Raw genomic sequence first — 26424 nt, 5'->3', positions numbered from 1 at the left:
CCGCTATCCCTCTACTGTATCCCGGATTCAAAGGTCGCAAATTATAACACAGCCGCGCTGATTGAGGTAAACCTATACGCTTTATTCACATCCAATGCCTGATATACTCGTTTGTCTTGCCAATTACGGAGTAGAAGTGCCAATGAATGCCGAAAAATCGCCGGTAACCCCTAACGTAGACCACGAAGAGATCGCTAAATTTGAAGCCGTCGCCTCCCGCTGGTGGGATCTGGAAGGTGAGTTCAAACCGCTGCACCGTATTAACCCGCTGCGTCTGGGCTATATTGCCGAGCGTGCTGGCGGTTTATTTGGCAAAAAGGTGCTCGATGTCGGTTGTGGCGGCGGCATTCTGGCCGAGAGTATGGCGCGCGAAGGCGCGACGGTGACCGGTCTGGATATGGGCTTTGAGCCATTGCAGGTGGCAAAGCTGCACGCACTGGAAAGTGGCATTCAGGTGAATTACGTGCAGGAAACCGTGGAAGAGCACGCGGCAAAACATGCCGGGCAGTATGACGTGGTGACCTGCATGGAGATGCTGGAGCACGTTCCCGATCCACAGTCAGTGGTCAGAGCCTGTGCGCAACTGGTGAAACCAGGTGGTGATGTCTTTTTCTCGACGCTCAACCGCAACGGCAAGTCATGGCTGATGGCGGTGGTTGGTGCTGAATATATTTTGCGCATGGTGCCCAAAGGCACGCATGATGTGAAGAAGTTCATTAAACCGGCAGAGCTGCTTGGCTGGGTAGATCAGACAAGCCTTAAAGAGCGACATATAACCGGGCTACATTACAACCCGATCACTAATACTTTTAAGCTCGGCCCCGGCGTCGATGTGAACTATATGCTGCACACGCAGAATAAGTGAGATTGTTGGTCGGATATATCCGGCAAGCGCGCTAATGCCTGTTGCGACGCTTGCCGCGTCTTATCAGGCCTACAAATGCTCCCGTAGGCCAGATAAGGCGTTTACGCCGCATCCGGCAATAGTGATGGTCAGACAGCGATTACCATTTCACCGTCATCGACAAAAACCCTGTCGTCTGGGCAAAATCATCACTCCCTTTCTGCCACGCCACACTGCCGCGCAGGGACACTCGCTGACTGATATTGCCCGTGACTCCCACTTTTATTTCACCCCGTTGCTTCACCGCATCGTCACTGATAGTGCTGCCATCTTCTTCAATTTCCGTCGAATGGGGATCGTGATAATAATTCAGATCTAATGTTGGTGTGACATGAACAGCGGTACGCCATTCGCTGTGTATCCCCAACCGCGTCTGAAGATCATCGCCCTGCGATTGCGATACCCGCGCATGGTTAGCAGCGGTAAAATCATCCTGCTGCACACCCTGATAAATCACCTGCACCTGTGGTTCAATCACCACACCATGCCCCGGTAACCACTGATACCCGGCTTCCAGCGAGGCGATAATCCCCGATGAGTGGTAATGATCCACGCCATCTTCATGTTCGGAAACATCATTGTTAAACCACGCGTATTGCAGCCAGCTATCCAGCCAGGCCCCCTGTTTTTGGCTACCGCGCTGAAACCAGCTTGAGGTCAGCCCAACGGCATAACCGTGGTTCTGGCTATCAGCGCGAGTTCCGGTCATGTTTGATCGACTGTCACCCTGGTTATCGCTGTAGCCGCCCACGGCCCCTAGCATCCACTGGCCATCATCGCCCCAGTATCCGCTTAACAAGTTGCCGCTAAGCTGTACCGTAGAAGTGTCTTCATGCTGGGCCAACTGCCCTGCCGCCGTGTAATGATAATCTCCGCCGATAACACGTAAATTCAGCGTCTGACCATCGCCACCAGCGTGATCGCGTCGCTCCATCACAAATGCCTGATTTGCCGCACGTAGGTTATTGAGATAGCCACCAACTTTGGCGTTCAGCACCGGCTGGTAGGCAGGCGTAGGGGCTGGAGCCGGGTCGGGTGTTGGATCAGGATCCGGCGTGGGATCAGGATCTGGAGTCGGGTCCGGATCGGGCGGCGGCGTCGGAGTGACTTCTTGCGATCGCAGATACCAGTCGTTGTTATCTTCCACCAGCGTGTAGTCATACGCTCCCATATTAACGTAGCCGCTGCCCGCAAGACTAAACAGCGCATTGTTTTGAAATTGCGTGGGATCAGCAGTGAAATCAACCACTTTAATACCTGTAGAAGTCGGTTCACCAGTGCCGGTAATGGGGTTAACCACCACGGTCGTGTTACCCGAGGTATTGCCGTTCAACACCAGTTGGTCGCTTACCGAGTCATCGCCGTTTAATTCGCTGTCGAGAAACAACGTACCGCCGCCGGTGTAATCACCGTTTACCGTGAGCGTATCGCCAGCGACGCCATTTTGCAGACTGACTGTACCGGACATATTGGTTAGATCACCATTAACCGTCACATCGGAAAGATAGGTCAGGCTGTCAGTTTCCAGGTTAGTATTAAGCTCGCCTGTCAACGTCACGCCATCGGTGGCATTCACCAACGTACCGTCGCCGTTAAACAGCGAGGCATCCAGTGCGGCGGAAGTATCCTGACTCGTCAGGCGCAAAACGGTGCCATCACTGATGTCGATAGTGCCGCTGGAAGTCGCATCAATAGACTGGATATCCTGATCTGCGCCAGTCTCGAACGTTGCTCCGTCACCAATCCACAGCGACGAAGCATAAGGAAAAATATCCGCAACATCGCCTTTCAGGGTACCTTCTTCAACACGTACCGCAGACTGCGTAGTACCGCTGGCGGTCAGCTCCAGGGTGCCAGCACCCGTTTTAGTCAATGTGCTACCCTCATCCTGATGCTGCCCGCTGCTGTCAGCCATCAGTGCGCCCCACTGCGTGTCTACCCCCGCATCAACTGCCACTTCACCGTCGGCGCGCATTTCAATATCACGCCCATGCTCAACCGTTGTAGAGCGAGTATCGACATTAGCAGTAATCTCCATCACGCTTTCTTGTTGATTATCGGTAAAGATAACCTGGCGGTTATAGTGGGTATCTCCAAGCTGCGAGTTGTCACTCACCACCAGCGTACCGGAAGCAATTTGCGTTGTGCCGAGGTATTGATTGTCATTTGCCAGGCTGACCTGCCCATCACCCGCATCGACCACCACGTAGACGCCATCTTTCCCGTCGCCGCCGATATGCATATCGTTTCCGCCTGCAAGATCTACCACATCCTGACTGCCGATAACCGTTCCGCTGCTGCCGCTGACTTCAAGGCCATCGTTGTATGATGTGCCGCTCTGCCAGGTGGAGAAATCAGAGAGATCGAGCACACCGCCGTTTAACACGATCGACTGCGGCTCGTCCTGGAGAGCGGCGAGATCTGCCGCGTCGCCTTCTAGCGTAAGCACCGCGCCATCATCAACGACTATATCGCCAGTTAGCGCCATCGACTGCGCCCCTGCCAGCACGTAGCTGCCGTTTTGCGCAATGGTGAGCTGACCAGCACCTTCGATGGTGCCAGCAAAACTGCCTTGATTAACAGTAACATTGCCACCAGCATCGATATTTAAAGTGCCATTCTGAAAGCCCGTCAATGCGTGCACAAAGGTTTGTTGGGTGGAGCCAACATTTAGCTCTGCCTGATTCTGGTACTTATCAATGCTCCCTATCGTCAGACCGTAGCAGTCTTGCGGATCGTCCTGGCAATGATTATCTCCGACATTCATCAGGGAGTTGCTGCGACCCAGGGTAACTTCACCGTTTTCAATCTGCATCTCACCAGTAAAGTCATTGTTATCTGCATTAAGTACTAGATCGCCGGAACCTGTTTTGGTGATCAACCCGGTACCAGCAATAGAGTCAACAGCTCCATCATTCTCTGTATTGCCGATAACCAGCGTTTTTCCGTCGGCAATATCAAAGGTAACTTCACTTAAGCCGAGATACATAAAGCCGCCCGCCGCAGTGGAAGGACCATCCCCATAGCCTGCTGCGCTATTGTTCTCATCGATTAACACACCGCCGTTCTGGCTGTAGCTGTCATCAACAGAAATATCAATAAGATAGGGAGCCGTCACGCTATTGGTATAAATTGCCCCGCCATAACCTTCGGCAGTGTTATTTGTAAATGCGGTGTTATTTATTATTGTGAAACCTGACGGATGCGTGATATCGCTATTATTATCGGTGACATCGATTGCACCGCCATCGCCATCACTGTAACTTGTTGATGTATATGCCTGGTTATTATTAAAAACATCATCACTTAAATAGACATCATTATTGATGGTATAAATTGCGCCACCTTTGCCATCATTAGCGATGTTATTGCTAAACATGGCGTTAGTGACACGTAAATCGACGGCACCAGTATCATTAGTACCAGAAGAATAGATTGCGCCACCATAGCCGCCTGCGACGTTACCGGAAAAAATAACATCAGTAAGATTCAGCGTTGAGTTTTCTTTAGCAAATATTGCCCCGCCATTATTATATTCTCCTGAGACAGTATTATTGGCAAACAGAGTCATTCCAGTTTCATTTTCTGGCGATAGAGAAAACTCCGCTCCTTGTTGCAAAAATACGGCGCCACCGCTGGCATTATTGGCCATACCCGAAAAAATCACCCATTGCCCATCGGCGATGCTCCAGTCCTGCGTAATGCCTGAAAGGCTTTGCCTGCTGGCCTGACAGCTCGCTTTGATATCATATCCCTGGCATGAATCCAAAACCTCCGCGATACTGTTAACAGAGAAAAGAGATGCAATCATTGACGGGAGTAAAGATAAATACTCCTTGCGTAGAAAGATAATCCGCATATTCATCTAACCATCATTTTCTATAAGACGGCGTATTTAATCGCATTATGCGCTATGGGGTATATTTCTTTTGTAAATTGTACAACCCGGCGCAATGACTATTTTGTTATTATTTGATGAATAATATCAGTGTGTCATAATTCAAATTAATAACCTTAAGGTAAATCGGTTATATTTAAACTGAATTAAAGTAATAAATAATATTCTTATAATATATGCAAAAGTAACAAATTGGCTTGATATTTAACAATAACCGAATAGAAAACAACCATTTCCGACTCAACAATCGCTTACATTCGCTTATATATTGACCACAACTGATACATCAGATTATGTGATGATTCGTGCTTAGATCAATTTTGGCAATCATTAGCAACAAGATTAATAAACCATCTATATCAATTTACCCATACTATTCTGCCGTTCAAGAAATCGCCGAACAGTTATTTTTAACAAATTTTTCTCTTCCCATTGACTTTCCCGGACACCTTGTCTGACCTAAGGTGCGCGAAAGCCACTTTTTCCTTCCTGAGTTATCCACAAAGTTATGCACTTGCAAGAGGGCCATTTTCACACTATCTTGCAGTGAATCCCAAACATACCCCCTATATATAGTGTTCTAAGCAGCTTCCCTCACTACAGGTAGTCTGCATGAAACTATTGCGGAAAGAATTCCAAAAACAGGTACGACATACATGAATCAGAATCTGCTGGTGACAAAGCGCGACGGTAGCACAGAGCGCATCAATCTCGACAAAATCCATCGCGTTCTGGATTGGGCGGCAGAAGGACTGCATAACGTTTCGATTTCCCAGGTCGAACTGCGCTCCCACATTCAGTTTTATGACGGTATCAAGACCTCTGACATCCACGAAACTATTATCAAGGCTGCCGCAGACCTGATCTCCCGTGATGCGCCGGATTATCAGTATCTCGCCGCGCGCCTGGCGATCTTCCACCTGCGTAAAAAAGCCTACGGCCAGTTTGAGCCGCCTGCGCTGTACGACCACGTGGTGAAAATGGTCGAGATGGGCAAATACGATAATCATCTGCTGGAAGACTACACGGAAGAAGAGTTCAAGCAGATGGACACGTTTATCGATCACGACCGTGATATGACCTTCTCTTATGCTGCCGTAAAGCAGCTGGAAGGCAAATATCTGGTACAGAACCGCGTGACCGGCGAAATCTATGAGAGCGCCCAGTTCCTTTATATTCTGGTTGCTGCGTGCCTGTTCTCGAACTACCCGCGTGAAACGCGCCTGCAATACGTGAAGCGTTTTTACGACGCGGTTTCCACATTTAAAATTTCGCTGCCGACGCCAATCATGTCCGGCGTGCGTACCCCGACTCGTCAGTTCAGCTCCTGCGTACTGATCGAGTGCGGCGACAGCCTGGATTCCATTAACGCCACCTCCAGCGCGATTGTTAAATACGTTTCCCAGCGTGCCGGGATCGGCATTAACGCCGGGCGTATTCGTGCGTTGGGTAGCCCGATTCGCGGTGGCGAAGCATTCCACACCGGCTGTATTCCGTTTTACAAACATTTCCAGACAGCGGTGAAATCCTGCTCTCAGGGCGGTGTGCGCGGCGGTGCGGCAACACTGTTCTACCCGATGTGGCATCTGGAAGTGGAAAGCCTGCTGGTGTTGAAAAACAACCGTGGGGTTGAAGGCAACCGCGTGCGTCATATGGACTACGGGGTACAAATCAACAAACTGATGTATACCCGTCTGCTGAAAGGTGAAGATATCACCCTGTTCAGCCCGTCCGACGTACCGGGGCTGTACGACGCGTTCTTCGCCGATCAGGAAGAGTTTGAACGCCTGTACACCAAATATGAGAAAGACGACAGCATCCGCAAGCAGCGTGTGAAAGCCGTTGAGCTGTTCTCGCTGATGATGCAGGAACGTGCGTCTACCGGTCGTATCTATATTCAGAACGTTGACCACTGCAATACCCATAGCCCGTTTGATCCGGCCATCGCGCCAGTGCGCCAGTCTAACCTGTGCCTGGAAATCGCCCTGCCGACCAAACCGCTGAATGATGTCAACGACGAGAACGGTGAAATCGCGCTGTGTACGCTGTCTGCTTTCAACCTGGGCGCAATTAATAGCCTGGATGAACTGGAAGAGCTGGCGATTCTGGCAGTACGCGCACTCGACGCGCTGCTGGATTATCAGGATTACCCGATCCCGGCCGCCAAACGTGGAGCGATGGGTCGTCGTACGCTGGGTATTGGTGTGATCAACTTCGCTTACTACCTGGCGAAGCACGGTAAACGCTACTCCGACGGCAGCGCCAACAACCTGACGCATAAAACCTTCGAAGCTATTCAGTATTACCTGCTGAAAGCCTCTAATGAGCTGGCGAAAGAGCAAGGCGCGTGCCCGTGGTTTAACGAAACCACTTACGCGAAAGGGATCCTGCCGATCGATACCTATAAGAAAGATCTGGATGCCATCGCTAATGAGCCGCTGCATTACGACTGGGAAGCACTGCGTGAGTCAATCAAAACGCACGGCCTGCGTAACTCCACGCTTTCTGCTCTGATGCCGTCAGAGACTTCTTCGCAGATCTCTAACGCTACTAACGGTATTGAACCGCCGCGTGGTTACGTCAGCATCAAAGCGTCGAAAGACGGTATTCTGCGCCAGGTGGTGCCGGACTACGAGCATCTGCACGACGCCTATGAGCTGCTGTGGGAAATGCCGGGTAACGATGGCTACCTGCAACTGGTGGGTATCATGCAGAAATTTATCGATCAGTCGATCTCTGCTAACACCAACTACGATCCATCACGCTTCCCGTCAGGAAAAGTGCCGATGCAGCAGTTGCTGAAAGACCTGCTCACCGCCTACAAATTCGGGGTCAAAACGCTGTATTATCAGAACACCCGTGACGGTGCTGAAGACGCACAAGACGATCTGGTGCCGTCAATCCAGGACGATGGCTGCGAAAGCGGCGCATGTAAGATCTGATATTGAGATGCCGGATGCGGCGTGAACGCCTTATCCGGCCTACGGCTCGGTTTTGTAGGCCTGATAAGACGCGCCAGCGTCGCATCAGGCACAGGATGCGGCGTAAAATGCCTTATCCGGCATTAAACTCCCAACAGGACACATTCATGGCATATACCACCTTTTCTCAGACGAAAAATGATCAGCTGAAAGAACCGATGTTCTTTGGTCAGCCGGTCAACGTGGCTCGCTACGATCAGCAAAAATATGACATCTTCGAAAAGCTGATCGAAAAGCAGCTCTCTTTCTTCTGGCGTCCGGAAGAAGTTGACGTTTCTCGTGACCGTATCGATTACCAGGCACTGCCTGAACACGAAAAACACATCTTTATCAGCAACCTGAAATATCAGACGTTGCTGGACTCCATTCAGGGTCGCAGCCCGAACGTGGCACTGCTGCCGCTGATCTCGATCCCGGAACTGGAAACCTGGGTCGAAACCTGGGCGTTCTCAGAAACGATTCATTCCCGCTCCTATACCCATATCATCCGTAATATCGTTAACGATCCGTCTGTTGTGTTTGACGATATCGTCACCAACGAGCAGATCCAGAAACGTGCGGAAGGGATCTCCAGCTATTACGATGAGCTGATCGAAATGACCAGCTACTGGCATCTGCTGGGCGAAGGTACCCACACCGTTAACGGTAAAACCGTAACCGTTAGCCTGCGCGAGCTGAAGAAAAAACTGTATCTCTGCCTGATGAGCGTTAACGCGCTGGAAGCGATCCGCTTCTACGTCAGCTTTGCTTGTTCCTTTGCCTTTGCAGAACGCGAACTGATGGAAGGTAACGCCAAAATTATTCGTCTGATTGCCCGCGACGAAGCCCTGCACCTGACCGGTACGCAGCATATGCTGAATCTGCTGCGCAGCGGTGCAGATGATCCGGAGATGGCGGAAATTGCCGAAGAGTGTAAGCAGGAGTGTTATGACCTGTTTGTCCAGGCGGCACAGCAAGAGAAAGACTGGGCGGATTATCTGTTCCGTGATGGTTCGATGATTGGTCTGAATAAAGACATCCTCTGCCAGTACGTTGAATACATCACCAATATCCGTATGCAGGCGGTCGGTTTGGATCTGCCGTTCCAGACGCGCTCCAACCCGATCCCGTGGATCAACACCTGGTTGGTGTCTGATAACGTACAGGTTGCTCCGCAGGAAGTGGAAGTGAGTTCTTATCTGGTCGGGCAGATTGACGCGGAAGTGGACACCGACGATTTGAGTAACTTCCAGCTCTGATGGCCCGCGTTACCCTGCGCATCACTGGCACACAGCTGCTGTGCCAGGATGAACACCCTTCCCTTCTGGCGGCGCTGGAATCCCACAATGTGGCGGTTGAGTATCAGTGCCGCGAAGGTTACTGCGGCTCCTGTCGCACACGCCTTGTTGCAGGCCAGGTGGACTGGATTGCCGAACCGTTAGCCTTTATTCAGCCGGGGGAAATTTTGCCCTGTTGTTGCCGGGCAAAAGGCGATATTGAAATCGAGTTGTGATCGGGTACTTGTGCCAGATGCGACGCTTACGCGTCTTGTCTGGCCTACGTGATTACATGGCGTAGTAATACGCTTTAACCTGCTCCCAGTCCGCTTTAGGGATCGGCTCCAGATATTTTTCCAGCTGGCGGAAATCATGATTAATCGCTTTATGCCGACGTAAGCGGCGACGACTTTTCTCCAGATCAAGAAAACCAGCTTCTACCATACCTTCTGTTTTCACATAGATGTGGCGAACGTAACAACAGCCATGCTGACGATTAACGCTATGCATTTTCTTAAACGCCATCGCCACAGCTTTCAACATGGCTTGCCGAACATCGTCAGAATAAGGTGTTACTGCATGCTGGGCATACCAGTCAGCAATACTTATGAACCCCGCCATATCTTCCGTCACCAGCAACGCGCGCCATTCACCCTCAATTTTCACCGCTTCACCAAAAACGATTTTCGGCACAATGACACCAGCCCGTTCCAGTTCTTTAATTACCGCAACCTCACGGACAATCGTCGGTCGACCGAACGGATAACGTACGGAATGAAACAGATGATGCGTCATGCGCTTCACATACAGCTTTTTGCCATTGCGCTCGACGCATTGCACCCCGCTCATCCCATTACGGCGATAGTTAGGCTCTTCAACCCAGTCGCCCTCTGTTGCCCACCAGTGATTAAATTCGTCGTACTTTGCTGAAACTGCCATACCCTATCGCCTGTCATTTTTTATTAACGACAATGACTATAGGTGGTTACCTGCGAAAAATCTTAATGAAACGTGTCGTATTAATGAATTTCTTTTGCCACTACTAGCGCGACACCGCTTTTACCCTTCATTTGCAGCGCATAGACTCCACCAGCCACTACCACTAATAGTGCACCCAGCAAATAAAATGTGAATTTAATCACCCGGATACAGCGATCAGTTTTATTCGACAGGGATTAGGCATCGCCTTATTACCAGAGTTAACGCTGAAAACCATTGCAGGTGAATTGTGTTCCGTTCCTCTCGAACCAACCTTCTATCGACAGATTTCGTTGCTGGCTAAAGAAAAGCCGGTAGAAGGCAGTCCACTGTTTTTACTACAAACGTGTACGGAACAACTCGTGGTGGGTGGAAAAATTTGATGTAAGACATGAGATTGATGACAAATGCAAGACTGCCTGATTCGCCACACTTAGTTGTACTATAGCCTTTACCAGGCGTAATAATTCGTTTTCACCTGATTTTGGCCCACTTTCTGAATTGGCGATATATATTTATCCAGTTGGGAGAAGTGACAATGACTCCAGGTAGAAACCGGTATGAAGCGCCCGACTCACTGTCAAAACCGATTGTTGAGAGTAATGACACTCCGGCGAACAGTACACAGTTTACTCTGGAGCCATTCTCAATCTTCAAGTGGGATACCTAATAACTAGTCAGGGAAGTTATCAATATCTGTTTGTTACTTATTACCGTATTTATTAACAATAATGATACTTTCTAACATGCGTAAAGGTCTTCGTAATAAAATGAGCTAAATTTGATAGTGAATATATTCTGCAAAGATTAAATTGTATCTTGTTAACTCACACTACAAGGAATCATTTATGCCAAATACATCTATTCACTTATCTCGCTGTAATATTTTACAAAATAATAAATTGCAAACAGCAGAAATTTACAAAGAATCACAACAAACCGCGAAACTTGAGATTTTTTGCAATGAGTTTCTAAAAATATCTCAAAGTAGATTCGGGTTATCAACCTCAGCAGACAACATAGCTAATTTATTGGCTTTTTTCACGAAAGCCTCAGATGAAATTGATAGTGTCAAGACCAAAAAAATTGACGTTCACAGTTATGGTTTCGTACCAATAAGACATTTTGTCGAGCATGTCATAACGTATAAAAATGAATTTGCAGAAGATTATGAACCCTATATCCTTACCTTTACCAGAGGTGAAAACAACGAAGGTGTTTTGAGTATCGAAAGCAAAGAAGGGTTTCTTTCACAAAGAACAATAAATTTAAATGAATATGAAACTGCAATTAACATCATCAATGAGCATGTTGCAAAAGAAAATACCCACAACACGGACCAGACACTGACAGAAAAGGACATTTCAAAAACAAACGACTCTGATAAACATTATAAAATCAGCAGTGAGGAAAGTATTAAAAGTCAACTTTACAGCGATCAAAAAAAATATACAGACCTGCTACAACATTCTGAGAAAAATACAGAATGGTACAAATACACATCCTCCGAGGAACGCTATGATGTATTTAAGAATTCTTCTAAAAAAATTGAAAACACCTACAAGCAAATTGTGCAAGCGCAGAAAAAATTGAAGCAAATGAAATACATCAATAAATTAAGTGGTGAGCTTATCGATATCGCCGACAAAAAGTTAGCACCATTAATAAATGATAGTTTCAGCTATACACGAGATTTCTTTGCTTACTCAAAACAGGAAAAAAATATCTTCACATTTGATAATTCTAAGTTTGTAGATCCAAAGGAAAAAGAAGGTTTAATGGTACAACACAGCAATGGGCAACTGGTTATTACTGGTAAATATTGCCCTGAAGGTGTGCAAACAGCATTCACCCAAGAACAATATGATAAATTAATAAGATACATTAATATTTTCTTTACCTTTCCGAAATTCGAATAATACTTTACAGTATAAACTGCATTACAATTTATTATTGAGACCTATTCATACTGTTTAAAGAATAACAATGCCCAGTGTTAGCTTTTTTAACGAATGAGTTTTACGAAAATTATGTTGGCATCTTTTTACAGGATGCACCCGTTAATGAAAAGAATAACCGGTAGTAGCATTATTTCGCTTTAGCAGAGGATGGCGCATGAACGCCATCCTGCAGTAGCATTACTCTTTATTAAGGAATTTTACTGCCTTATCAGGGAAATCAGTAAACAGCCCATTTACACCCGCTTTGTTATACAGAGCATCATATAACTGATTCACATCAGTAGTGTATTCAGGCAGCTTATCTGACCGCACGGTATAAGGATGCACCACCAGCTTATTCTGCTGTGCATCTTTTACCATTCCGCTAAGCTTGATATTACCTGGCTGCGATGTCTCCTCAATCAACATATGATAATCCGGACCAATACCATCAGCATATTCCGCCACCTGTTTCATGGCCCCGGGCTTAAACATCCAGTCGTAGTTGTAATTGACCCAGCTTCCGTCTGGCTGTTTCTGCTGCGTTTCATTCCAGTCGGTATAGGCAATCAACTGTACCAGATTGAGGTCCATGCCCATTTTGGGTTCCAGCTCATTTTTAATGCGCTTCAGTTCATCAACATCAAAACATTGCAAATAAACTTTGTCGTCCTTGCCGGTGTAGCCATATTTCTTCAGCACTTCCAGCGTTTTTGCTGCAATATCCTTCCCTTCCTGATGATGGAACCACGGCGCTTTAATTTCTGGATAGATACCAATATTTTTCCCAGTGGAGTGATTTAACCCCTGAACAAATTCAATCTCTTCTTCAAAGGTGTGCACCCGGAAGTCAGATTTACCCATCGGGAAACGTCCGGGGAAAGTCTGCACTTTTTTACCGTTTTCAATATCGAAGCCTTCCGTAAATTTCAAAGACTTAATTTCATCCAGCGTAAAATCTATCGCGTAGTAACGGCCATCTTTACGCGCCCGATCCGGGAAACGATCGGCGACATCGGTTACCCGGTCAAGATAGTGGTCATGCAGAACGACCAGATGATCATCCTTCGTCATCACCAAATCCTGTTCAAGATAATCTGCCCCCTGCGCATACGCCATCGCTTTTGCTGGCAGCGTATGCTCCGGTAAATATCCACTGGCACCGCGATGGGCGATGACTATTTTTTCGTTGCTATCCGCCGCCATTGCACTGCTTCCCATGATCATTCCACTCATCATGATCGCCATGCTAAGGTTTTTCAGCGTCAATTTCATGCCATTAGCCTCCATTGCGTTTTTGCAGTAATTCCTGATGGCGACGTTTTTCGCCAATCATCACAACTATCAACAGGATAACCGCCAGGATGCTGCCGCCAATCATTACCATAAAACCGCCATCCCAGCCGAAGAAGTCCACGGTGTAACCAACAATCGCGCTCGCCGCCACCGAACCGCCCAGGTAACCAAACAGACCAGTAAAGCCCGCTGCCGTACCTGCCGCTTTTTTCGGTGCCAGTTCCAGCGCATGCAGACCGATCAACATCACAGGACCGTAGATCAGGAAGCCGATAACAATCATACAAATCATATCTACGGTTGGGTTGCCTGCCGGGTTCATCCAGTAAACGATAGTTGCGATGGTCACCAGTGTCATAAAGAAGACGCCGGTTGCCCCACGGTTACCACGGAAGACTTTGTCCGACATCCAGCCACACAACAGGGTGCCCGGAATGCCCGCATACTCATAGAAGAAGTAGGCCCAGGAGGATTTATCCAGCGCGAAATGCTTAACTTCTTTCAGGTAGGTCGGTGACCAGTCGAGGATGCCGTAACGCAGCAGATAAACGAACACGTTGGCGATGGCGATGTACCACAGCAGTTTGTTCGGCAGCACGTACTGCATGAAAATTTGCTTTGCGGTCAGCTCCTGTTCCGCTTTTTCGTTATAGTCGTCCGGATAATCGTTTTTGTACTCTTCGATCGGCGGCAAGCCACAGGATTGTGGGGTATCGCGCATCATCGCAAAGGCGAATAGTGCCACCAGAATGGCGCAGAAAGCGGGCATATAGAGGGCCGCGTGCCAGTCATTGAACCAGGCCATCCCCAGCAGGAACAGCAGCGGCGGAATACCACCACCGACATTGTGTGCGCAGTTCCACACCGACACAATGCCGCCACGTTCTTTCTGCGACCACCAGTGCACCATAGTACGACCACACGGCGGCCACCCCATCCCCTGGAACCAACCGCAGAGGAACAACAGTACAAACATCACCGCAATGCTCGATGTCGCCCATGGCACAAAGCCCATAAACAGCATCACTGCCGCCGCCAGAATCAAACCTGCGGGGAGGAAAACGCGCGGATTCGAGCGATCCGACACCGAACCCATGATGAATTTCGAAAATCCATAGGCGATCGAGATCCCAGAAAGCGCGAAACCTAAATCACCGCGTGAGAATCCCTGCTCCACCAGGTAAGGCATAGCGAGCGCAAAGTTCTTACGAACCAAATAGTAAGCAGCATAGCCAAAGAATATCCCCAGGAAAATTTGCCAGCGCAATCGACGATAAGTCGGATCGATCTCCGCGGCAGGTAAGCGCGCTTTGTGTGGCGCCGGTTTAAAAATACTCAACATTGAAAGCCTCCGTGGCCCGTGGTCTTATTTATGATTAACAGCCTGATTCAGTGGGAGAACCTGCCGTTTCTTGAGTTGCCGCGATGTTAAGAAAACATTCAGAAATTAAATGTGAATTGCCGCACACATTATTAAATAAGATTTACAGAATGTTCAAAATGACGCATGAAATCACGTTTCACTTTCGAATTATGAGCGAATATGCGCGAAATCAAACAATTCATGTTTTTACTATGGCTAAATGGTAAAAAAACGAACTTCAGAGGGATAACAATGAAAACTCGCGACTCGCAATCAAGTGACGTGATTATCATTGGCGGCGGCGCAACGGGAGCCGGGATTGCCCGCGACTGTGCCCTGCGCGGGCTGCGCGTGATTTTGGTTGAGCGCCACGACATCGCAACGGGAGCCACCGGGCGTAACCACGGTCTGCTGCACAGCGGCGCACGCTATGCGGTTACCGATGCGGAATCGGCCCGCGAATGTATTAGTGAAAACCAGATTTTAAAACGCATTGCGCGTCACTGTGTCGAACCAACCAACGGTCTGTTTATCACCCTGCCGGAAGATGATCTCTCCTTCCAGGCGACTTTTATTCGTGCTTGCGAAGAGGCTGGAATCAGTGCTGAAGCCATTGATCCGCAGCAAGCACGCATTATCGAACCTTCCGTTAACCCGGCACTGATTGGCGCGGTAAAAGTTCCGGATGGCACTGTTGACCCATTTCGCCTGACCGCAGCGAACATGCTCGATGCGAAAGAACACGGTGCCATTATCCTCACCGCGCACGAAGTGACAGGTCTGATTCGTGAAGGCGCGACGGTGTGTGGCGTTCGTGTACGTAACCATCTCACTGGCGAAATTCAGGCACTTCATGCGCCTGTAGTGGTGAACGCCGCCGGGATCTGGGGGCAACATATTGCCGAATATGCCGATCTGCGCATTCGTATGTTCCCGGCCAAAGGATCACTGCTGATCATGGATCATCGCATTAACCAGCATGTGATCAACCGTTGCCGTAAACCTTCCGACGCCGATATCCTGGTGCCAGGCGATACCATTTCGCTGATTGGCACCACCTCTTTACGTATTGATTACAACGAGATTGACGATAATCGAGTGACGGCAGAAGAAGTGGATATTCTGCTGCGTGAAGGGGAAAAACTGGCCCCCGTGATGGCGAAAACGCGTATTTTACGGGCCTACTCTGGCGTGCGTCCGCTGGTTGCCAGCGATGATGACCCGAGCGGGCGTAACGTCAGTCGCGGTATCGTGCTGCTCGATCATGCTGAACGCGATGGTCTGGACGGATTTATCACCATCACCGGTGGCAAACTGATGACCTATCGTCTGATGGCGGAATGGGCTACCGACGCGGTATGTCGTAAGCTGGGCAACACGCGCCCCTGTACGACCGCCGATCAGGCACTTCCTGGCTCACAGGAACCCGCTGAAGTTACCTTGCGTAAAGTGATCTCCCTGCCTGCCCCGCTGCGCGGTTCTGCGGTTTATCGTCATGGCGATCGCACGCCTGCCTGGCTTAGCGAAGGCCGTCTGCACCGCAGCCTGGTATGTGAGTGCGAAGCGGTAACTGCGGGTGAAGTGCAGTACGCAGTAGAAAATTTAAACGTTAACAGCCTGTTGGATTTACGTCGTCGCACCCGTGTGGGGATGGGAACCTGCCAGGGCGAGCTCTGCGCCTGCCGCGCTGCCGGACTGCTACAGCGTTTTAACGTCACGACGTCCGCGCAATCTATCGAGCAACTTTCCACCTTCCTTAACGAACGCTGGAAAGGCGTGCAACCCATCGCCTGGGGAGACGCATTGCGCGAAAGCGAGTTTACCCGTTGGGTTTATCAGGGACTTTGTGGTCTGGAGAAGGAGCAGAAAGATGCGCTTTGATACTGTCATTATGGGCGGCGGGCTCGCCGGATTACTCTGTGGCCTGCAACTGCAAAAACACGGCCTGCGCTGTGCCATTGTCACTCGTGGTCAAAGCGCGCTGCATTTCTCATCCGGATCGCTGGATTTGCTGAGCCATCTGCCTGACGGTCAGCCGGTGACAGACATTCACAGTGGACTGGAATCTTTGTGTCATCAGGCACCTGCCCATCCATACTCTCTTCTCGGGCCACAACGCGTGCTCGATCTCGCTTGTCAGGCACAGACATTAATCGCTGAAAGCGGTGCGCAATTACAGGGCAGCGTAGAGCTGGCTCACCAGCGAGTTACGCCGCTCGGTACTCTGCGCTCTACCTGGCTAAGTTCGCCAGAAGTCCCCGTCTGGCCGCTGCCCGCGAAGAAAATTTGTGTAGTGGGAATTAGCGGCCTGATGGATTTTCAGGCGCATCTTGCGGCGGCTTCATTGCGCGAACTGGATCTTAATGTTGAAACCGCAGAAATAGAGCTGCCAGAACTGGATATCCTGCGCAATAACGCCACCGAGTTCCGCGCGGTGAATATCGCCCGCTTCCTTGATAACGAAGAAAACTGGCCTCTGTTAATTGATGCGCTTATTCCTGTCGCCAATACCAGCGAAATGATCCTGATGCCCGCCTGCTTCGGCCTGGCTGATGACAAACTCTGGCGGTGGCTGAACGAGCAATTGCCCTGTTCATTAATGTTACTGCCTACATTACCACCTTCCGTGCTGGGCATTCGTCTGCAAAACCAGTTACAGCGCCAGTTTGTGCGCCAGGGTGGCGTGTGGATGCCGGGCGATGAAGTGAAAAAAGTGACCTGTAAAAATGGCGTAGTGAATGAAATCTGGACCCGCAATCACGCCGATATCCCGCTGCGTCCACGCTTTGCCGTGCTCGCCAGCGGCAGTTTCTTTAGCGGCGGACTGGTGGCAGAACGTGACGGCATTCGCGAGCCGATTCTCGGCCTTGATGTGCTACAAACCGCCACGCGGGGTGAATGGTATAAGGGCGATTTTTTTGCGCCGCAACCGTGGCAGCAGTTCGGTGTAACCACTGATGAGGCGCTACGCCCGTCGCAGGCAGGGCAAACCATTGAAAACCTGTTTGCCATCGGTTCGGTGCTGGGCGGATTTGATCCCATTGCCCAGGGATGCGGCGGCGGTGTTTGTGCTGTCAGTGCTTTACATGCCGCTCAACAAATTGCCCAACGCGCAGGAGGCCAACAATGAACGACACCAGCTTCGAAAACTGCATTAAGTGCACCGTCTGCACCACCGCCTGCCCGGTGAGCCGGGTGAATCCCAGCTATCCGGGGCCAAAACAAGCCGGGCCGGATGGCGAGCGTCTGCGTTTAAAAGATGGTGCACTGTATGACGAGGCACTGAAATATTGTATTAACTGCAAACGTTGCGAAGTCGCCTGCCCGTCCGATGTGAAGATTGGCGATATTATCCAGCGCGCGCGGGCGAAATATGACACCACACGCCCGTCGCTGCGTAATTTTGTGTTGAGTCATACCGACCTGATGGGTAGCGTTTCCACGCCGTTCGCACCAATCGTCAACACTGCTACCTCGCTGAAACCGGTGCGGCAGTTGCTTGATGCGGCGTTAAAAATCGATCATCGCCGCACGCTACCGAAATACTCCTTCGGCACTTTCCGTCGCTGGTATCGCAGCGTGGCGGCTCAGCAAGCGCAATATAAAGACCAGGTGGCTTTCTTTCACGGCTGCTTCGTTAACTACAACCATCCGCAGTTAGGTAAAGATTTAATTAAAGTGCTCAACGCGATGGACACCGGCGTACAACTGCTGAGCAAAGAAAAATGCTGCGGCGTGCCGCTCATCGCCAACGGTTTTACCGATAAAGCACGTAAACAAGCAATCACGAATGTAGAGTCGATCCGCGAAGCGGTAGGGGTAAAAGGCATTCCGGTGATTGCCACCTCCTCAACCTGTACATTTGCCCTGCGTGACGAATACCCGGAAGTGCTGAATGTCGACAACAGAGGCTTGCGCGATCATATCGAACTGGCGACCCGCTGGCTGTGGCGCAAGCTGGACGAAGGCAAAACGTTACCGCTGAAATCGCTGCCGCTGAAAGTGGTTTATCACACACCATGCCATATGGAAAAAATGGGCTGGACGCTCTACACCCTGGAGCTGTTGCGTAAAATCCCGGGGCTTGAGTTAACGGTGCTGGATTCCCAGTGCTGCGGTATTGCCGGAACTTACGGTTTCAAAAAAGAGAACTACCCAACCTCACAAGCCATCGGCGCACCACTGTTCCGCCAGATAGAAGAGAGCGGGGCAGATCTGGTGGTCACCGACTGCGAAACCTGCAAATGGCAGATTGAAATGTCCACGAGCCTTCGCTGCGAGCACCCGATTACACTGCTGGCAAAAGCGCTGGCTTAAGTGCCCTTCTGATGCCCGATGAGTTCATGGCTTATCGGGCATTTTTGCGTACACGGTTCCGTACCCAATGTATGCGTTGCATCGCAGTAAAAATACTTCTGAAAACCTCTCGCAAAGGTTAAAACTGCCAGATGTTATCGGCCTGCGATCCCCGTAATGTCGCGTCATCATAAATATCAGGTGACGGACAACCATGACCGAATCAACAACCTCCTCCCCGCATGATGCGGTGTTTAAAACCTTTATGTTCACACCCGAAACCGCACGGGATTTTCTGGAAATACATCTACCAGAGCCGCTGCGCAAGCTTTGCAACCTGCAAACCTTACGCCTGGAACCCACCAGTTTTATTGAAAAAAGTTTACGCGCTTACTACTCGGATGTTTTGTGGTCCGTGGAAACCAGCGACGGTAACGGCTATATCTACTGCGTAATTGAACATCAAAGCTCTGCAGAAAAGAATATGGCTTTTCGGCTAATGCGCTATGCCACTGCCGCCATGCAGCGTCACCTGGACAAAGGCTATGACAGAGTCCCGCTGGTGGTGCCGTTGCTGTTTTATCACGGCGAAACCTCGCCCTACCCATACTCACTTAACTGGCTGGATGAGTTTGACGATCCGCAACTTGCCCGGCAGTTGTACACCGAAGCTTTTCCGTTGGTGGATATCACCATCGTGCCTGACGATGAGATCATGCAACATCGGCGTATAGCTCTGCTTGAACTGATTCAAAAGCATATTCGCGACCGCGATTTAATCGGTATGGTCGACAGGATCACCACGCTTTTGGTTAGAGGCTTCACTAATGACAGCCAGCTACAAACGCTGTTTAATTATCTGCTGCAATGCGGCGATACCTCCCGTTTCACCCGTTTTATTGAGGAGATTGCCGAACGTTCACCACTACAAAAGGAGAGATTGATGACTATTGCTGAACGGCTACGGCAGGAAGGGCATCAAATTGGCTGGCAGGAAGGCATGCATGAACAAGCCATTAAAATTGCCTTGCGCATGCTGGAACAGGGCATTGATCGTGACCTGGTGCTCGCGGCCACCCAGCTAAGCGAAGCCGATCTGGCAGCGAATAACCACTAATTAACACAGGCCCACAGCCGATCCCCGTGGGCCTTTGATATCAATAACTACCTTTTATGCGTGGCTCATTTTTGCCTGATTTAAACATCGCCAGTCGTTGATCCAGGGCATCGCTGTAGAGCATCGTGTCAACGCCAACAGCGACAAAGTTCGCTCCCCATGCCAGGCATTGCTGCGCCATATCAGGAGCCACAGCCAGAAAACCAGCCGCTTTACCCGCAGCACGGATCCGCCGAATACTGGTTTCAATAATTCGCTGCACTTCCGGGTGCCCGGCGTTATCCGGGTAGCCCAACGAGGCAGAAAGATCCGCAGGTCCAATAAACACGCCGTCAATCCCTTCGACGTCGAGGATTTCGTCCAGGTTATCCAGTGCTGTTTTACTTTCCACCTGCACCAACAGACAAAGCGAATCGTTGACTTGCGCCATGTAATTCTCAATGCGTCCCCAGCGCGCAGCCCGTGCCACACTGGCCCCGACACCACGCTCACCGTAGGGAGGATAGCGCGTGGCAGACACCACCTGACGTGCCTGATCGGCAGTATCGACCATCGGGATCAGTAGAGTTTGCGCGCCAATATCCAGGACTTGTTTAATCAGCGACTTACTGGCTTCCACCGGACGGATCACGGGTTGGCTGGCATAGGGCGCTACCGCCTGTAGCTGGTGATAAAGATCCTGAATGGTGTTTGGCGCGTGCTCCCCGTCAATCAGCAACCAGTCATAACCGGAGGTGGCGGCAATTTCTGCCATATAAGAAGTAGTCGAGCTTAACCACAGACCAATTTGCACTTCGCCCTTGCGTAAACGTTCTTTAAAGGGATTGGTTAATAATGCGTTCATGGTGTTCCTTAACCTATTAATGATGTGCCACGTCGGTCTGCGCAACAGTGCGATTTACACGCAGAGTGAAAATAATCAGCGAACCGATGACCGCCACCGCTGCCAGCGTCAGTAATCCAGCCGCATCGCTGGCAAACAACGTTTCTGCTTTCACGCGCAGGATCGGGGCAATAAACCCGCCCACTGCACCAAACAGGTTTACAAAACCAATCCCCGCCGCCAGCGCCGTACCGGAAAGCAGTTGTGTCGGCATCGTCCAGAACACCGGCTGCACGGCAATAAACCCGATGGCTGCAACACACAGCGCTACGATCGCCAGTACTGGAGAAAGCAGCCCGGAGAGACCAATACCAATGCCCGCCGCCAGTAATGTCAGCGCCGCGACATTACGCCGTTCGCCGGTTTTATCGGAATAGCGCGGAATAAGCCAGGTCCCAAACAAGGCCGCGACCCACGGAATGGCGGTGACCACCGACGCCGTAAAGCCCACTTTTGTCCCCAACAATGCAGCAACCTGCGTCGGCAGGAAGAAAATTAATCCGTAAACCGCCACCTGAATGGTCAGGTAGATAATCGCCAGTTGCCAGACTCGCCCATTACGCAGCGCATCGCTCAGTCGAGAAGTCACTTTCTGTTGTTCTTCACTTGCCAGTTGGTTGATAAGCAACGTTTTTTCTTCTTTACTCAGAAAACGAGCCTGCTCCGGCGTGTCATCAAGCCAAAAGAATGTGAATACACCAGCGCCGACTGCCAGCAATCCTTCAATCACAAACATCCAGAACCAGCCGGGATGCCCCATAAATCCATGCATCTCCAGCAGCGCGCCGGAAAGCGGTGATCCCAGTGTTAACGCCAACGGTGCGCCCATATAGAACAGCCCCATAATGCTGGCGCGATTACGCTGCGGAAACCATTGCGAGGTGAGATAAATCATACCAGGGAAGAACCCGGCCTCCGCAGCACCAAGCAGAGTGCGAACGATCAGAAATTTCGCTTCAGTATCGGCCCATGCCATGGCTGCCGAAAGAAATCCCCACAGCAGTGTTGTCGTACCAATCCAGGTTCTTGCCCCAAGTTTGCGCATCAAAAGATTCGCCGGAACACCCAGAAACGCATATACCACAAAGAAAATGCCTGCTCCCAGCGCATAAGCTTCATTACTCAGCCCGGTATCAATCTGGTAGGTCTGTTTGGCAAAACCGATATTCGAACGATCGAGAAACGCCAGCACATACAGCGCCAACATAAACGGAATTAAACGCGCACGGTTTTTCTTCACCACGGCGTCAAGCAAAGCGGTGCTCATAAAAAGCTCCTTAGAATATGTGGGCGTTACCGTTGTCACAGCAACGCCCGGAATGATTAGTGGCTGTAGGGGCGTTTCAAATTGCAGTCACGATTGAGCTCGACGCCGAAACCGGGTTTATCAAGCACTGATTTATGAATACGACCATTCACCGGCACTGGCTCATTAAGCAGAATCGGATCAAATTGCGGACGCATCGTTGAACAATCCGGGCTGGTCATCAGGAATTCGCTGAATGGCGTATTGGTGAAGGTGATAACCGCATGGTGAGAGTAAACAGACGAACCGTGCGGCACCACCAGTTGCCCTCTGGATTTGGCGATTGCGGCAATTTCCACCAGCGTGGTTAAGCCACCGCACCAGCCAACATCCGGCTGCATAATGTCGATACCGGTTTCTGAAAGCGTACGGAAAGATTGCAGTGTGCCGTGATGCTCACCGCTGGTGACCATCATTCCGACTGGCGCGTTGCGTTTCAGTTCGCGATAACCTTCATACTGCTGTGGCGGCAGACACTCTTCGATCCATTTCAGGTTATAGGGCGCGCAAGCGTGGGCCAGTTTGGTGGCATAGTTCACGTCCTGACTCATCCAGCAGTCGAGCATTAACCAGAAATCCTCACCGCATTTTTCACGCATATCCGCGACCATAGCGGCATCTTTGCGGATCCCCGCATCGCCATCATGTGGCCCCCAGTGCGTCGGCATTTTGCCACCGATAAAGCCCATCTCTTTTGCCAGATCCGGACGCGCACCTGTGGCGTAGAACTGAATCTCATCACGAACTGCGCCGCCTAAAAGTTTATAAACCGGAAGCCCGACCACTTTGCCGAACAGATCCCACAGAGCCAGATCGACACAGGAAATCGTATTCATCACCAGGCCACCAGAGCCGGAGTAATACAGGGTGGCATTGAGCATTTGATCGTGGATCAGTTTGATATCACTGACACATTTACCCTCAATGAAACGGTTAAGGTGTTTTTCGACAATAAAACAGCCCATTTCACCGGCTGTCGAAACGGCGAATCCGGTCTGGCCGTTTTCTGCTTCGACTTCAACAATCAACGTGCCAAGAACGTTAATGCCAAATGACTGGCGTGACTGCTCGTAATCGCGGTATTTACTCATCGGGGTGGCAATATGATCGTCAATCCAGTGATTCGCCCCCTGGTCGTGATAATCACCGCCGCCAGCGCCTTTTTCTGCTGTCGCACCGCCAGTAAACCAGGCGCGAACCTGTTTGATTTTTGGTAGGGTCATGCTGTTCTCCATTGTTATGAGGCCTGTAAGTCAAAGGGACTTTTCCATCCCAACAGACGTGAAATATCCCTGGCGCAGGCAATGGCCTTGCCCGCCAGATAATCACGGTATTCTTCATTGATTTGTAAGCGGGTACCGACCACCGAGATCGCAGCGGTAAGCTCGTTATTGGCGTTAAACACCGGCGCAGCGACACAACGGACATCGGCGTAATCTTCGCCGTTGTCATAGCTCCAGCCCTGACGGCGAATACGCGCCAGTTCTTCGTGAAGTTGCTGTGGATAAGTAATCGTTGTGGGTGTCGCCTGCTCCCAGACCAGCCCTTCGATAATACTTTGCTGTACAGCTGCAGGTTGCCAGGCTAGCAGGCATTTACCTATTCCGGAGCGATAAAGCGAAAGGCTTTTTCCTTCATGGGAACGCACGCTGATAGTGGCTGATGACTCCACTTTCAAAATGTAATAAGCGCTGCCGTTATCAATAATCCCCAGGTGACATAACAGCCCGGTGGTATCCATCAGTTGCGTCAAACGCGGTCGAGCCAGTTCCCGGAGATCCATCTTGCTTAACGCATGACCGGAAAGCTCCACCAGCTTGGTCCACAAACAAAAATTTTCCTGGTGATCAAGGCTAAGAAAACGCTGACGCCTGAGTTCATTAAGCAGCAAATAGGCCGTGCTTTTAGGGATCCCCAATGTGTCAATGATCGTCGCAGCACTACAGGGGCCAATGCGGGCAATCAAATTGAGAATATCAATAGCCCGTGTCAGGGCGGGAACTTTGCTTGATTCCAACATACTGGACTCCAGTCTTAGATACTGGAATCAGTCTCGTTGCTCAGGGGGAGTAAAATTGTGAAGCGCATCAAATCCCGCACCTCGTCCAGCGGACTGGAGAAATTACGCACAAATTTGTGAATCAGCGCACGGATTTTTTCTTATTGAGTACAACAGGTTGGACAAATTTTGCCGGAGGGGGAACGTGCCGGTGCAGTAAACCGGCACGGAGTGGCGGAATCAGACAGATAAAGTCATGGACTCAACAACCTCAATCCAGCCATGCTCACTGGCGATGTCCTGACCGTTTAACCAACGGCGCAGCATATTCAGTGCCATCATTGCGCACACTTCCTGACGGATAGCCAGGCTGTAGCGCGTAGTGCTGAAACGCACACGCAGAGCGAAAGTGCCGTCTGGCGAGGCTAGCGCAAAGTTGAGATGTTCGTTCTCGAAACCAGAAACAGCCAGTGCCAGCCCGGCAAAATGGTTGGCACGCCGTTCTGTAATCCAGTGCGCAGTTTGCGCCAGGGTTTCTTCCTGTGAAGGAACTACTTCACACGCCAGCAATGGAGCACCTGCGCGAGAAAGTTGCAAAGCCAATAAACCACCGGTGAATTGCTCGCTCAACGTCAGGCTGAACTGGCGGCTCTGCAATTCGCAACTGATCTGCGCGGGCAGTCCTTCGGTGCCTTCGAAAATCACGCTCTGTCCGGCAACACGTTTAACGTCCAGCCACAGTTTTTCCATCGCCTGTTGCTCGCTTGCCGGTCCGGTCAGCTTAAGTTCAATTATCGGCATAGAAGAGCGATAGCCCATTGTTACGCCCGGCGGCAGTTGCAGGGAGTCCAGGCTTTGCGCCAGATCGCTTTCCGAACGACCGAAGGTAGTCAAACGCAGACAAATCGGCGGCTGCGGTAAAGAAAAACGTTCGCGCAGGCGCGGCAGGATTTCGTGCTCGACCATCACCTTAAATTCCGACGGTACGCCGGGGGTAAAGAACATCAGACAACGATTAAGCTGCACGGCAAAACCACAAGCGGTGCCTACCGGGTTATTGATAAATTCTGCACTGGCAGGTAGCTCCGCTTGTTTACGGTTGCTCGGTGCCATCACCCGTCCACGTTCGCGAAAATAACGTTCCATCTCTTTGAGCCAGGCCTCATGCAGCACCAGGCCTTCTCCTTTTGCAGTCGCAGCGGCGAGTGCGCTTAAATCATCACTGGTCGGCCCCAGCCCGCCGTTCACAATCAGCACATCGGCGTGCTGACTACGTTCACGAAGAATGGTCACTAAGTCATCGAGGTTATCCCCCACCGTATTACGGCGAGATAATGGCAACCCCTGATGAAAGAAAAAATCGGCCAGCCAGGCAGCGTTAGTGTCAACGATTTGCCCGTGTAACACTTCATCCCCGGTGGATAACATTTCCACTGTTAACATGGTTATCTCCTGCTTTTGTTATCGAATCACTATAACGCAAAGGGAGATAAGGCGTAGTAAGAAACTGAATGGCGCGACAGAATGCCGCGCCGGAAGGCATCAGAAACTGGCGTTAACCCCAACATATGGACCGTCAGCCACGGCGTTGTCGCGGTTACCATCTTTACCCGACAGATTCAGATAGCGATAACCCGCCTCAATACTGACTGGACGCATAATGGTGTAACGCGCACCAGCATTCGCTTCCTCATAACTTTGAATACCGCTGGAGAGCGAATCTGGAGAGTAGTAATACTCGCCAAACAAACGGAAGCTGTTGCCAATTTTCCACTGCAAACCACCACCAACAGCAGCGGCATAGCCTTCATCACCATCATTCGGATTGGTATAAATACCTTTACCGCCAACGGTCGCCATTAACGGACCAAGAGGCAGATTCAACCCCAGCCCCACACCCGCGACGTCACCGTCGTCGTCGTTATGTGTCCAGTTACCGCTTAACGCCAGGCCCGTCGATTCCGTACCAAAACCGACACCAATATTGGTGTATTCTTTACCCGCCTGACCGCTGATACTCATTGCATTGACCGATGCAGAAACCAACAGCATTCCGGCCAGACCTGCTAGCGCAATTTTTTTCATTTTCCCCTCTCCCACAAGCAATAAATCAAAATTCCCAAAGCTGCGGGATTGTACTGTCTGGCACAGAGGATTCAATGAGCGAAAAAAGGGATCTAGTCACTTATTGTAACTAAATACTTCTC

At 50.4% G+C, this 26424-nt stretch carries 19 protein-coding genes and 3 pseudogenes; 10 read left to right on the top strand and 12 right to left on the bottom strand.

Features of this window, described 5'->3' with window-relative positions; genetic code table 11:
* Positions 1 to 142 precede the first annotated feature (142 nt).
* On the top strand, positions 143 to 865 hold the full coding sequence (gene ubiG, locus BEB54_RS01000) for a bifunctional 2-polyprenyl-6-hydroxyphenol methylase/3-demethylubiquinol 3-O-methyltransferase UbiG (RefSeq protein ID WP_105276844.1): 723 nt from the start codon (positions 143 to 145) through the stop codon (positions 863 to 865).
* Positions 866 to 1004: 139 nt separating this feature from the next.
* On the opposite strand, the gene yfaL is transcribed toward ubiG, so the two are convergent.
* Together yfaL and ypaB are read right to left on the bottom strand one after the other, a co-directional pair.
* The gene (gene yfaL, locus BEB54_RS00995; RefSeq protein WP_105276923.1) at positions 1005 to 4763 is read right to left on the bottom strand and encodes an AIDA-I family autotransporter adhesin YfaL/EhaC; all 3759 of its coding nucleotides are present in this window, start codon (positions 4761 to 4763) and stop codon (positions 1005 to 1007) included.
* A 424-nt stretch (positions 4764 to 5187) separates the two neighbouring features.
* The gene (gene ypaB, locus BEB54_RS29665) at positions 5188 to 5331 is read right to left on the bottom strand and encodes a protein YpaB (protein ID WP_001300064.1); all 144 of its coding nucleotides are present in this window, start codon (positions 5329 to 5331) and stop codon (positions 5188 to 5190) included.
* 127 nt (positions 5332 to 5458) lie between these two features.
* Here ypaB and nrdA point away from each other — a divergent pair, with 127 nt between their 5' ends.
* From nrdA to yfaE, 3 genes are all read left to right on the top strand, one after another.
* A complete protein-coding gene (gene nrdA / locus BEB54_RS00985; RefSeq protein WP_001075170.1) occupies positions 5459 to 7744 on the top strand; it encodes a class 1a ribonucleoside-diphosphate reductase subunit alpha in 2286 nt (761 codons plus the stop codon).
* A gap of 146 nt (positions 7745 to 7890) precedes the next feature.
* Complete coding sequence (gene nrdB / locus BEB54_RS00980; protein WP_000332036.1) at positions 7891 to 9021, top strand: class Ia ribonucleoside-diphosphate reductase subunit beta; 1131 nt, start codon at positions 7891 to 7893, stop codon at positions 9019 to 9021.
* Positions 9021 to 9275, top strand: a complete 255-nt coding sequence (gene yfaE, locus BEB54_RS00975) for a ferredoxin-like diferric-tyrosyl radical cofactor maintenance protein YfaE (RefSeq protein WP_000135039.1) — start codon at positions 9021 to 9023, stop codon at positions 9273 to 9275. The genes nrdB and yfaE overlap by 1 nt, the downstream gene beginning before the upstream one ends.
* A 52-nt stretch (positions 9276 to 9327) precedes the next feature.
* Here the strand turns inward: yfaE and inaA are convergent, their stop codons facing one another.
* Both inaA and BEB54_RS29185 read right to left on the bottom strand, forming a co-directional pair.
* Positions 9328 to 9978 (bottom strand): lipopolysaccharide kinase InaA, encoded by a 651-nt coding sequence (inaA, locus tag BEB54_RS00970; RefSeq protein WP_000301053.1) that lies wholly within the window; start codon positions 9976 to 9978, stop codon positions 9328 to 9330.
* Positions 9979 to 10058: 80 nt separating this feature from the next.
* Positions 10059 to 10163, bottom strand: a pseudogene (locus BEB54_RS29185) (hypothetical protein); the annotation flags it as partial.
* Between BEB54_RS29185 and BEB54_RS00965 the strand changes: the two are divergent.
* Together BEB54_RS00965 and BEB54_RS00960 are read left to right on the top strand one after the other, a co-directional pair.
* A pseudogene (locus BEB54_RS00965) lies at positions 10152 to 10400 on the top strand (LysR substrate-binding domain-containing protein); the annotation flags it as partial. The pseudogenes BEB54_RS29185 and BEB54_RS00965 sit on opposite strands and share 12 nt — an antisense overlap.
* Before the next feature lie 465 nt (positions 10401 to 10865).
* Positions 10866 to 11936, top strand: a pseudogene (locus tag BEB54_RS00960) (hypothetical protein).
* Positions 11937 to 12155: 219 nt separating this feature from the next.
* Here BEB54_RS00960 and glpQ read toward each other — a convergent pair.
* Both glpQ and glpT read right to left on the bottom strand, forming a co-directional pair.
* Positions 12156 to 13232 (bottom strand): glycerophosphodiester phosphodiesterase, encoded by a 1077-nt coding sequence (glpQ, locus tag BEB54_RS00955; protein ID WP_105276922.1) that lies wholly within the window; start codon positions 13230 to 13232, stop codon positions 12156 to 12158.
* 4 nt (positions 13233 to 13236) lie between these two features.
* Positions 13237 to 14595, bottom strand: coding sequence for a glycerol-3-phosphate transporter (gene glpT, locus BEB54_RS00950; RefSeq protein ID WP_000948724.1), 1359 nt, complete (start codon positions 14593 to 14595; stop codon positions 13237 to 13239).
* Between the two features lie 273 nt (positions 14596 to 14868).
* On the opposite strand from glpT, the gene glpA reads away from it, so the two are divergent.
* From glpA to BEB54_RS00930, 4 genes are all read left to right on the top strand, one after another.
* Positions 14869 to 16497, top strand: coding sequence for an anaerobic glycerol-3-phosphate dehydrogenase subunit A (glpA, locus tag BEB54_RS00945; protein ID WP_105276842.1), 1629 nt, complete (start codon positions 14869 to 14871; stop codon positions 16495 to 16497).
* Entirely contained in the window at positions 16487 to 17746 is a 1260-nt protein-coding gene (gene glpB, locus BEB54_RS00940; protein WP_105276841.1) for a glycerol-3-phosphate dehydrogenase subunit GlpB, read from the top strand. The genes glpA and glpB overlap by 11 nt, the downstream gene beginning before the upstream one ends.
* Positions 17743 to 18933 carry an anaerobic glycerol-3-phosphate dehydrogenase subunit GlpC gene (glpC, locus tag BEB54_RS00935; protein WP_105276840.1) on the top strand — a complete coding sequence of 397 codons (1191 nt, stop codon included), beginning with the start codon at positions 17743 to 17745 and terminating at the stop codon, positions 18931 to 18933. Before glpB ends, glpC begins: the two co-directional genes overlap by 4 nt.
* Before the next feature lie 193 nt (positions 18934 to 19126).
* Positions 19127 to 20029, top strand: coding sequence for an ISNCY family transposase (locus BEB54_RS00930; RefSeq protein WP_105276839.1), 903 nt, complete (start codon positions 19127 to 19129; stop codon positions 20027 to 20029).
* Positions 20030 to 20069: 40 nt separating this feature from the next.
* Here the strand turns inward: BEB54_RS00930 and yfaU are convergent, their stop codons facing one another.
* The 6 genes from yfaU to BEB54_RS00900 all read right to left on the bottom strand — a co-directional run bounded on the left by yfaU (position 20070) and on the right by BEB54_RS00900 (position 26302).
* Positions 20070 to 20873, bottom strand: a complete 804-nt coding sequence (gene yfaU / locus BEB54_RS00925) for a 2-keto-3-deoxy-L-rhamnonate aldolase (protein WP_000992985.1) — start codon at positions 20871 to 20873, stop codon at positions 20070 to 20072.
* Between the two features lie 16 nt (positions 20874 to 20889).
* Positions 20890 to 22179, bottom strand: a complete 1290-nt coding sequence (locus BEB54_RS00920) for an MFS transporter (RefSeq protein WP_001308785.1) — start codon at positions 22177 to 22179, stop codon at positions 20890 to 20892.
* A gap of 56 nt (positions 22180 to 22235) precedes the next feature.
* Positions 22236 to 23441, bottom strand: a complete 1206-nt coding sequence (gene rhmD / locus BEB54_RS00915; protein WP_001389850.1) for an L-rhamnonate dehydratase — start codon at positions 23439 to 23441, stop codon at positions 22236 to 22238.
* Between the two features lie 14 nt (positions 23442 to 23455).
* Positions 23456 to 24238 (bottom strand): IclR family transcriptional regulator, encoded by a 783-nt coding sequence (locus BEB54_RS00910; RefSeq protein ID WP_105276838.1) that lies wholly within the window; start codon positions 24236 to 24238, stop codon positions 23456 to 23458.
* 219 nt (positions 24239 to 24457) lie between these two features.
* Positions 24458 to 25660: a nicotinamide mononucleotide deamidase-related protein YfaY gene (locus tag BEB54_RS00905; RefSeq protein WP_105276837.1), complete on the bottom strand. Its 1203-nt coding sequence runs from the start codon at positions 25658 to 25660 to the stop codon at positions 24458 to 24460.
* Positions 25661 to 25759: 99 nt separating this feature from the next.
* Complete coding sequence (locus BEB54_RS00900) at positions 25760 to 26302, bottom strand: YfaZ family outer membrane protein (RefSeq protein WP_032303432.1); 543 nt, start codon at positions 26300 to 26302, stop codon at positions 25760 to 25762.
* Positions 26303 to 26424: the final 122 nt, after the last annotated feature.

It is taken from the genome of Escherichia sp. MOD1-EC6021, assembly GCF_002965245.1.
In the GTDB taxonomy this organism is placed as follows: Bacteria; Pseudomonadota; Gammaproteobacteria; order Enterobacterales; family Enterobacteriaceae; genus Escherichia; species Escherichia coli_F.
Note: the sequence above shows the minus strand (reverse complement) of the source record. Positions and strands in the feature narration are given on the sequence as shown.

Excerpts from the sequence above, each read along its gene's own strand:
- ubiG (WP_105276844.1), top strand. The coding sequence starts at position 143 with ATGAATGCCGAAAAATCGCCGGTAACCCCTAACGTAGACCACGAAGAG.
- BEB54_RS00930 (WP_105276839.1), top strand. The coding sequence starts at position 19,127 with ATGACCGAATCAACAACCTCCTCCCCGCATGATGCGGTGTTTAAAACC.
- rhmD (WP_001389850.1), bottom strand. The coding sequence starts at position 23,441 with ATGACCCTACCAAAAATCAAACAGGTTCGCGCCTGGTTTACTGGCGGT.
- yfaL (WP_105276923.1), bottom strand. The coding sequence starts at position 4,763 with ATGCGGATTATCTTTCTACGCAAGGAGTATTTATCTTTACTCCCGTCA.
- ypaB (WP_001300064.1), bottom strand. The coding sequence starts at position 5,331 with ATGGCCCTCTTGCAAGTGCATAACTTTGTGGATAACTCAGGAAGGAAA.
- nrdA (WP_001075170.1), top strand. The coding sequence starts at position 5,459 with ATGAATCAGAATCTGCTGGTGACAAAGCGCGACGGTAGCACAGAGCGC.
- nrdB (WP_000332036.1), top strand. The coding sequence starts at position 7,891 with ATGGCATATACCACCTTTTCTCAGACGAAAAATGATCAGCTGAAAGAA.
- BEB54_RS00900 (WP_032303432.1), bottom strand. The coding sequence starts at position 26,302 with ATGAAAAAAATTGCGCTAGCAGGTCTGGCCGGAATGCTGTTGGTTTCT.
- BEB54_RS00910 (WP_105276838.1), bottom strand. The coding sequence starts at position 24,238 with ATGTTGGAATCAAGCAAAGTTCCCGCCCTGACACGGGCTATTGATATT.
- BEB54_RS00920 (WP_001308785.1), bottom strand. The coding sequence starts at position 22,179 with ATGAGCACCGCTTTGCTTGACGCCGTGGTGAAGAAAAACCGTGCGCGT.
- glpQ (WP_105276922.1), bottom strand. The coding sequence starts at position 13,232 with ATGAAATTGACGCTGAAAAACCTTAGCATGGCGATCATGATGAGTGGA.
- glpT (WP_000948724.1), bottom strand. The coding sequence starts at position 14,595 with ATGTTGAGTATTTTTAAACCGGCGCCACACAAAGCGCGCTTACCTGCC.
- yfaU (WP_000992985.1), bottom strand. The coding sequence starts at position 20,873 with ATGAACGCATTATTAACCAATCCCTTTAAAGAACGTTTACGCAAGGGC.
- yfaE (WP_000135039.1), top strand. The coding sequence starts at position 9,021 with ATGGCCCGCGTTACCCTGCGCATCACTGGCACACAGCTGCTGTGCCAG.
- glpC (WP_105276840.1), top strand. The coding sequence starts at position 17,743 with ATGAACGACACCAGCTTCGAAAACTGCATTAAGTGCACCGTCTGCACC.
- inaA (WP_000301053.1), bottom strand. The coding sequence starts at position 9,978 with ATGGCAGTTTCAGCAAAGTACGACGAATTTAATCACTGGTGGGCAACA.
- glpA (WP_105276842.1), top strand. The coding sequence starts at position 14,869 with ATGAAAACTCGCGACTCGCAATCAAGTGACGTGATTATCATTGGCGGC.
- BEB54_RS00905 (WP_105276837.1), bottom strand. The coding sequence starts at position 25,660 with ATGTTAACAGTGGAAATGTTATCCACCGGGGATGAAGTGTTACACGGG.
- glpB (WP_105276841.1), top strand. The coding sequence starts at position 16,487 with ATGCGCTTTGATACTGTCATTATGGGCGGCGGGCTCGCCGGATTACTC.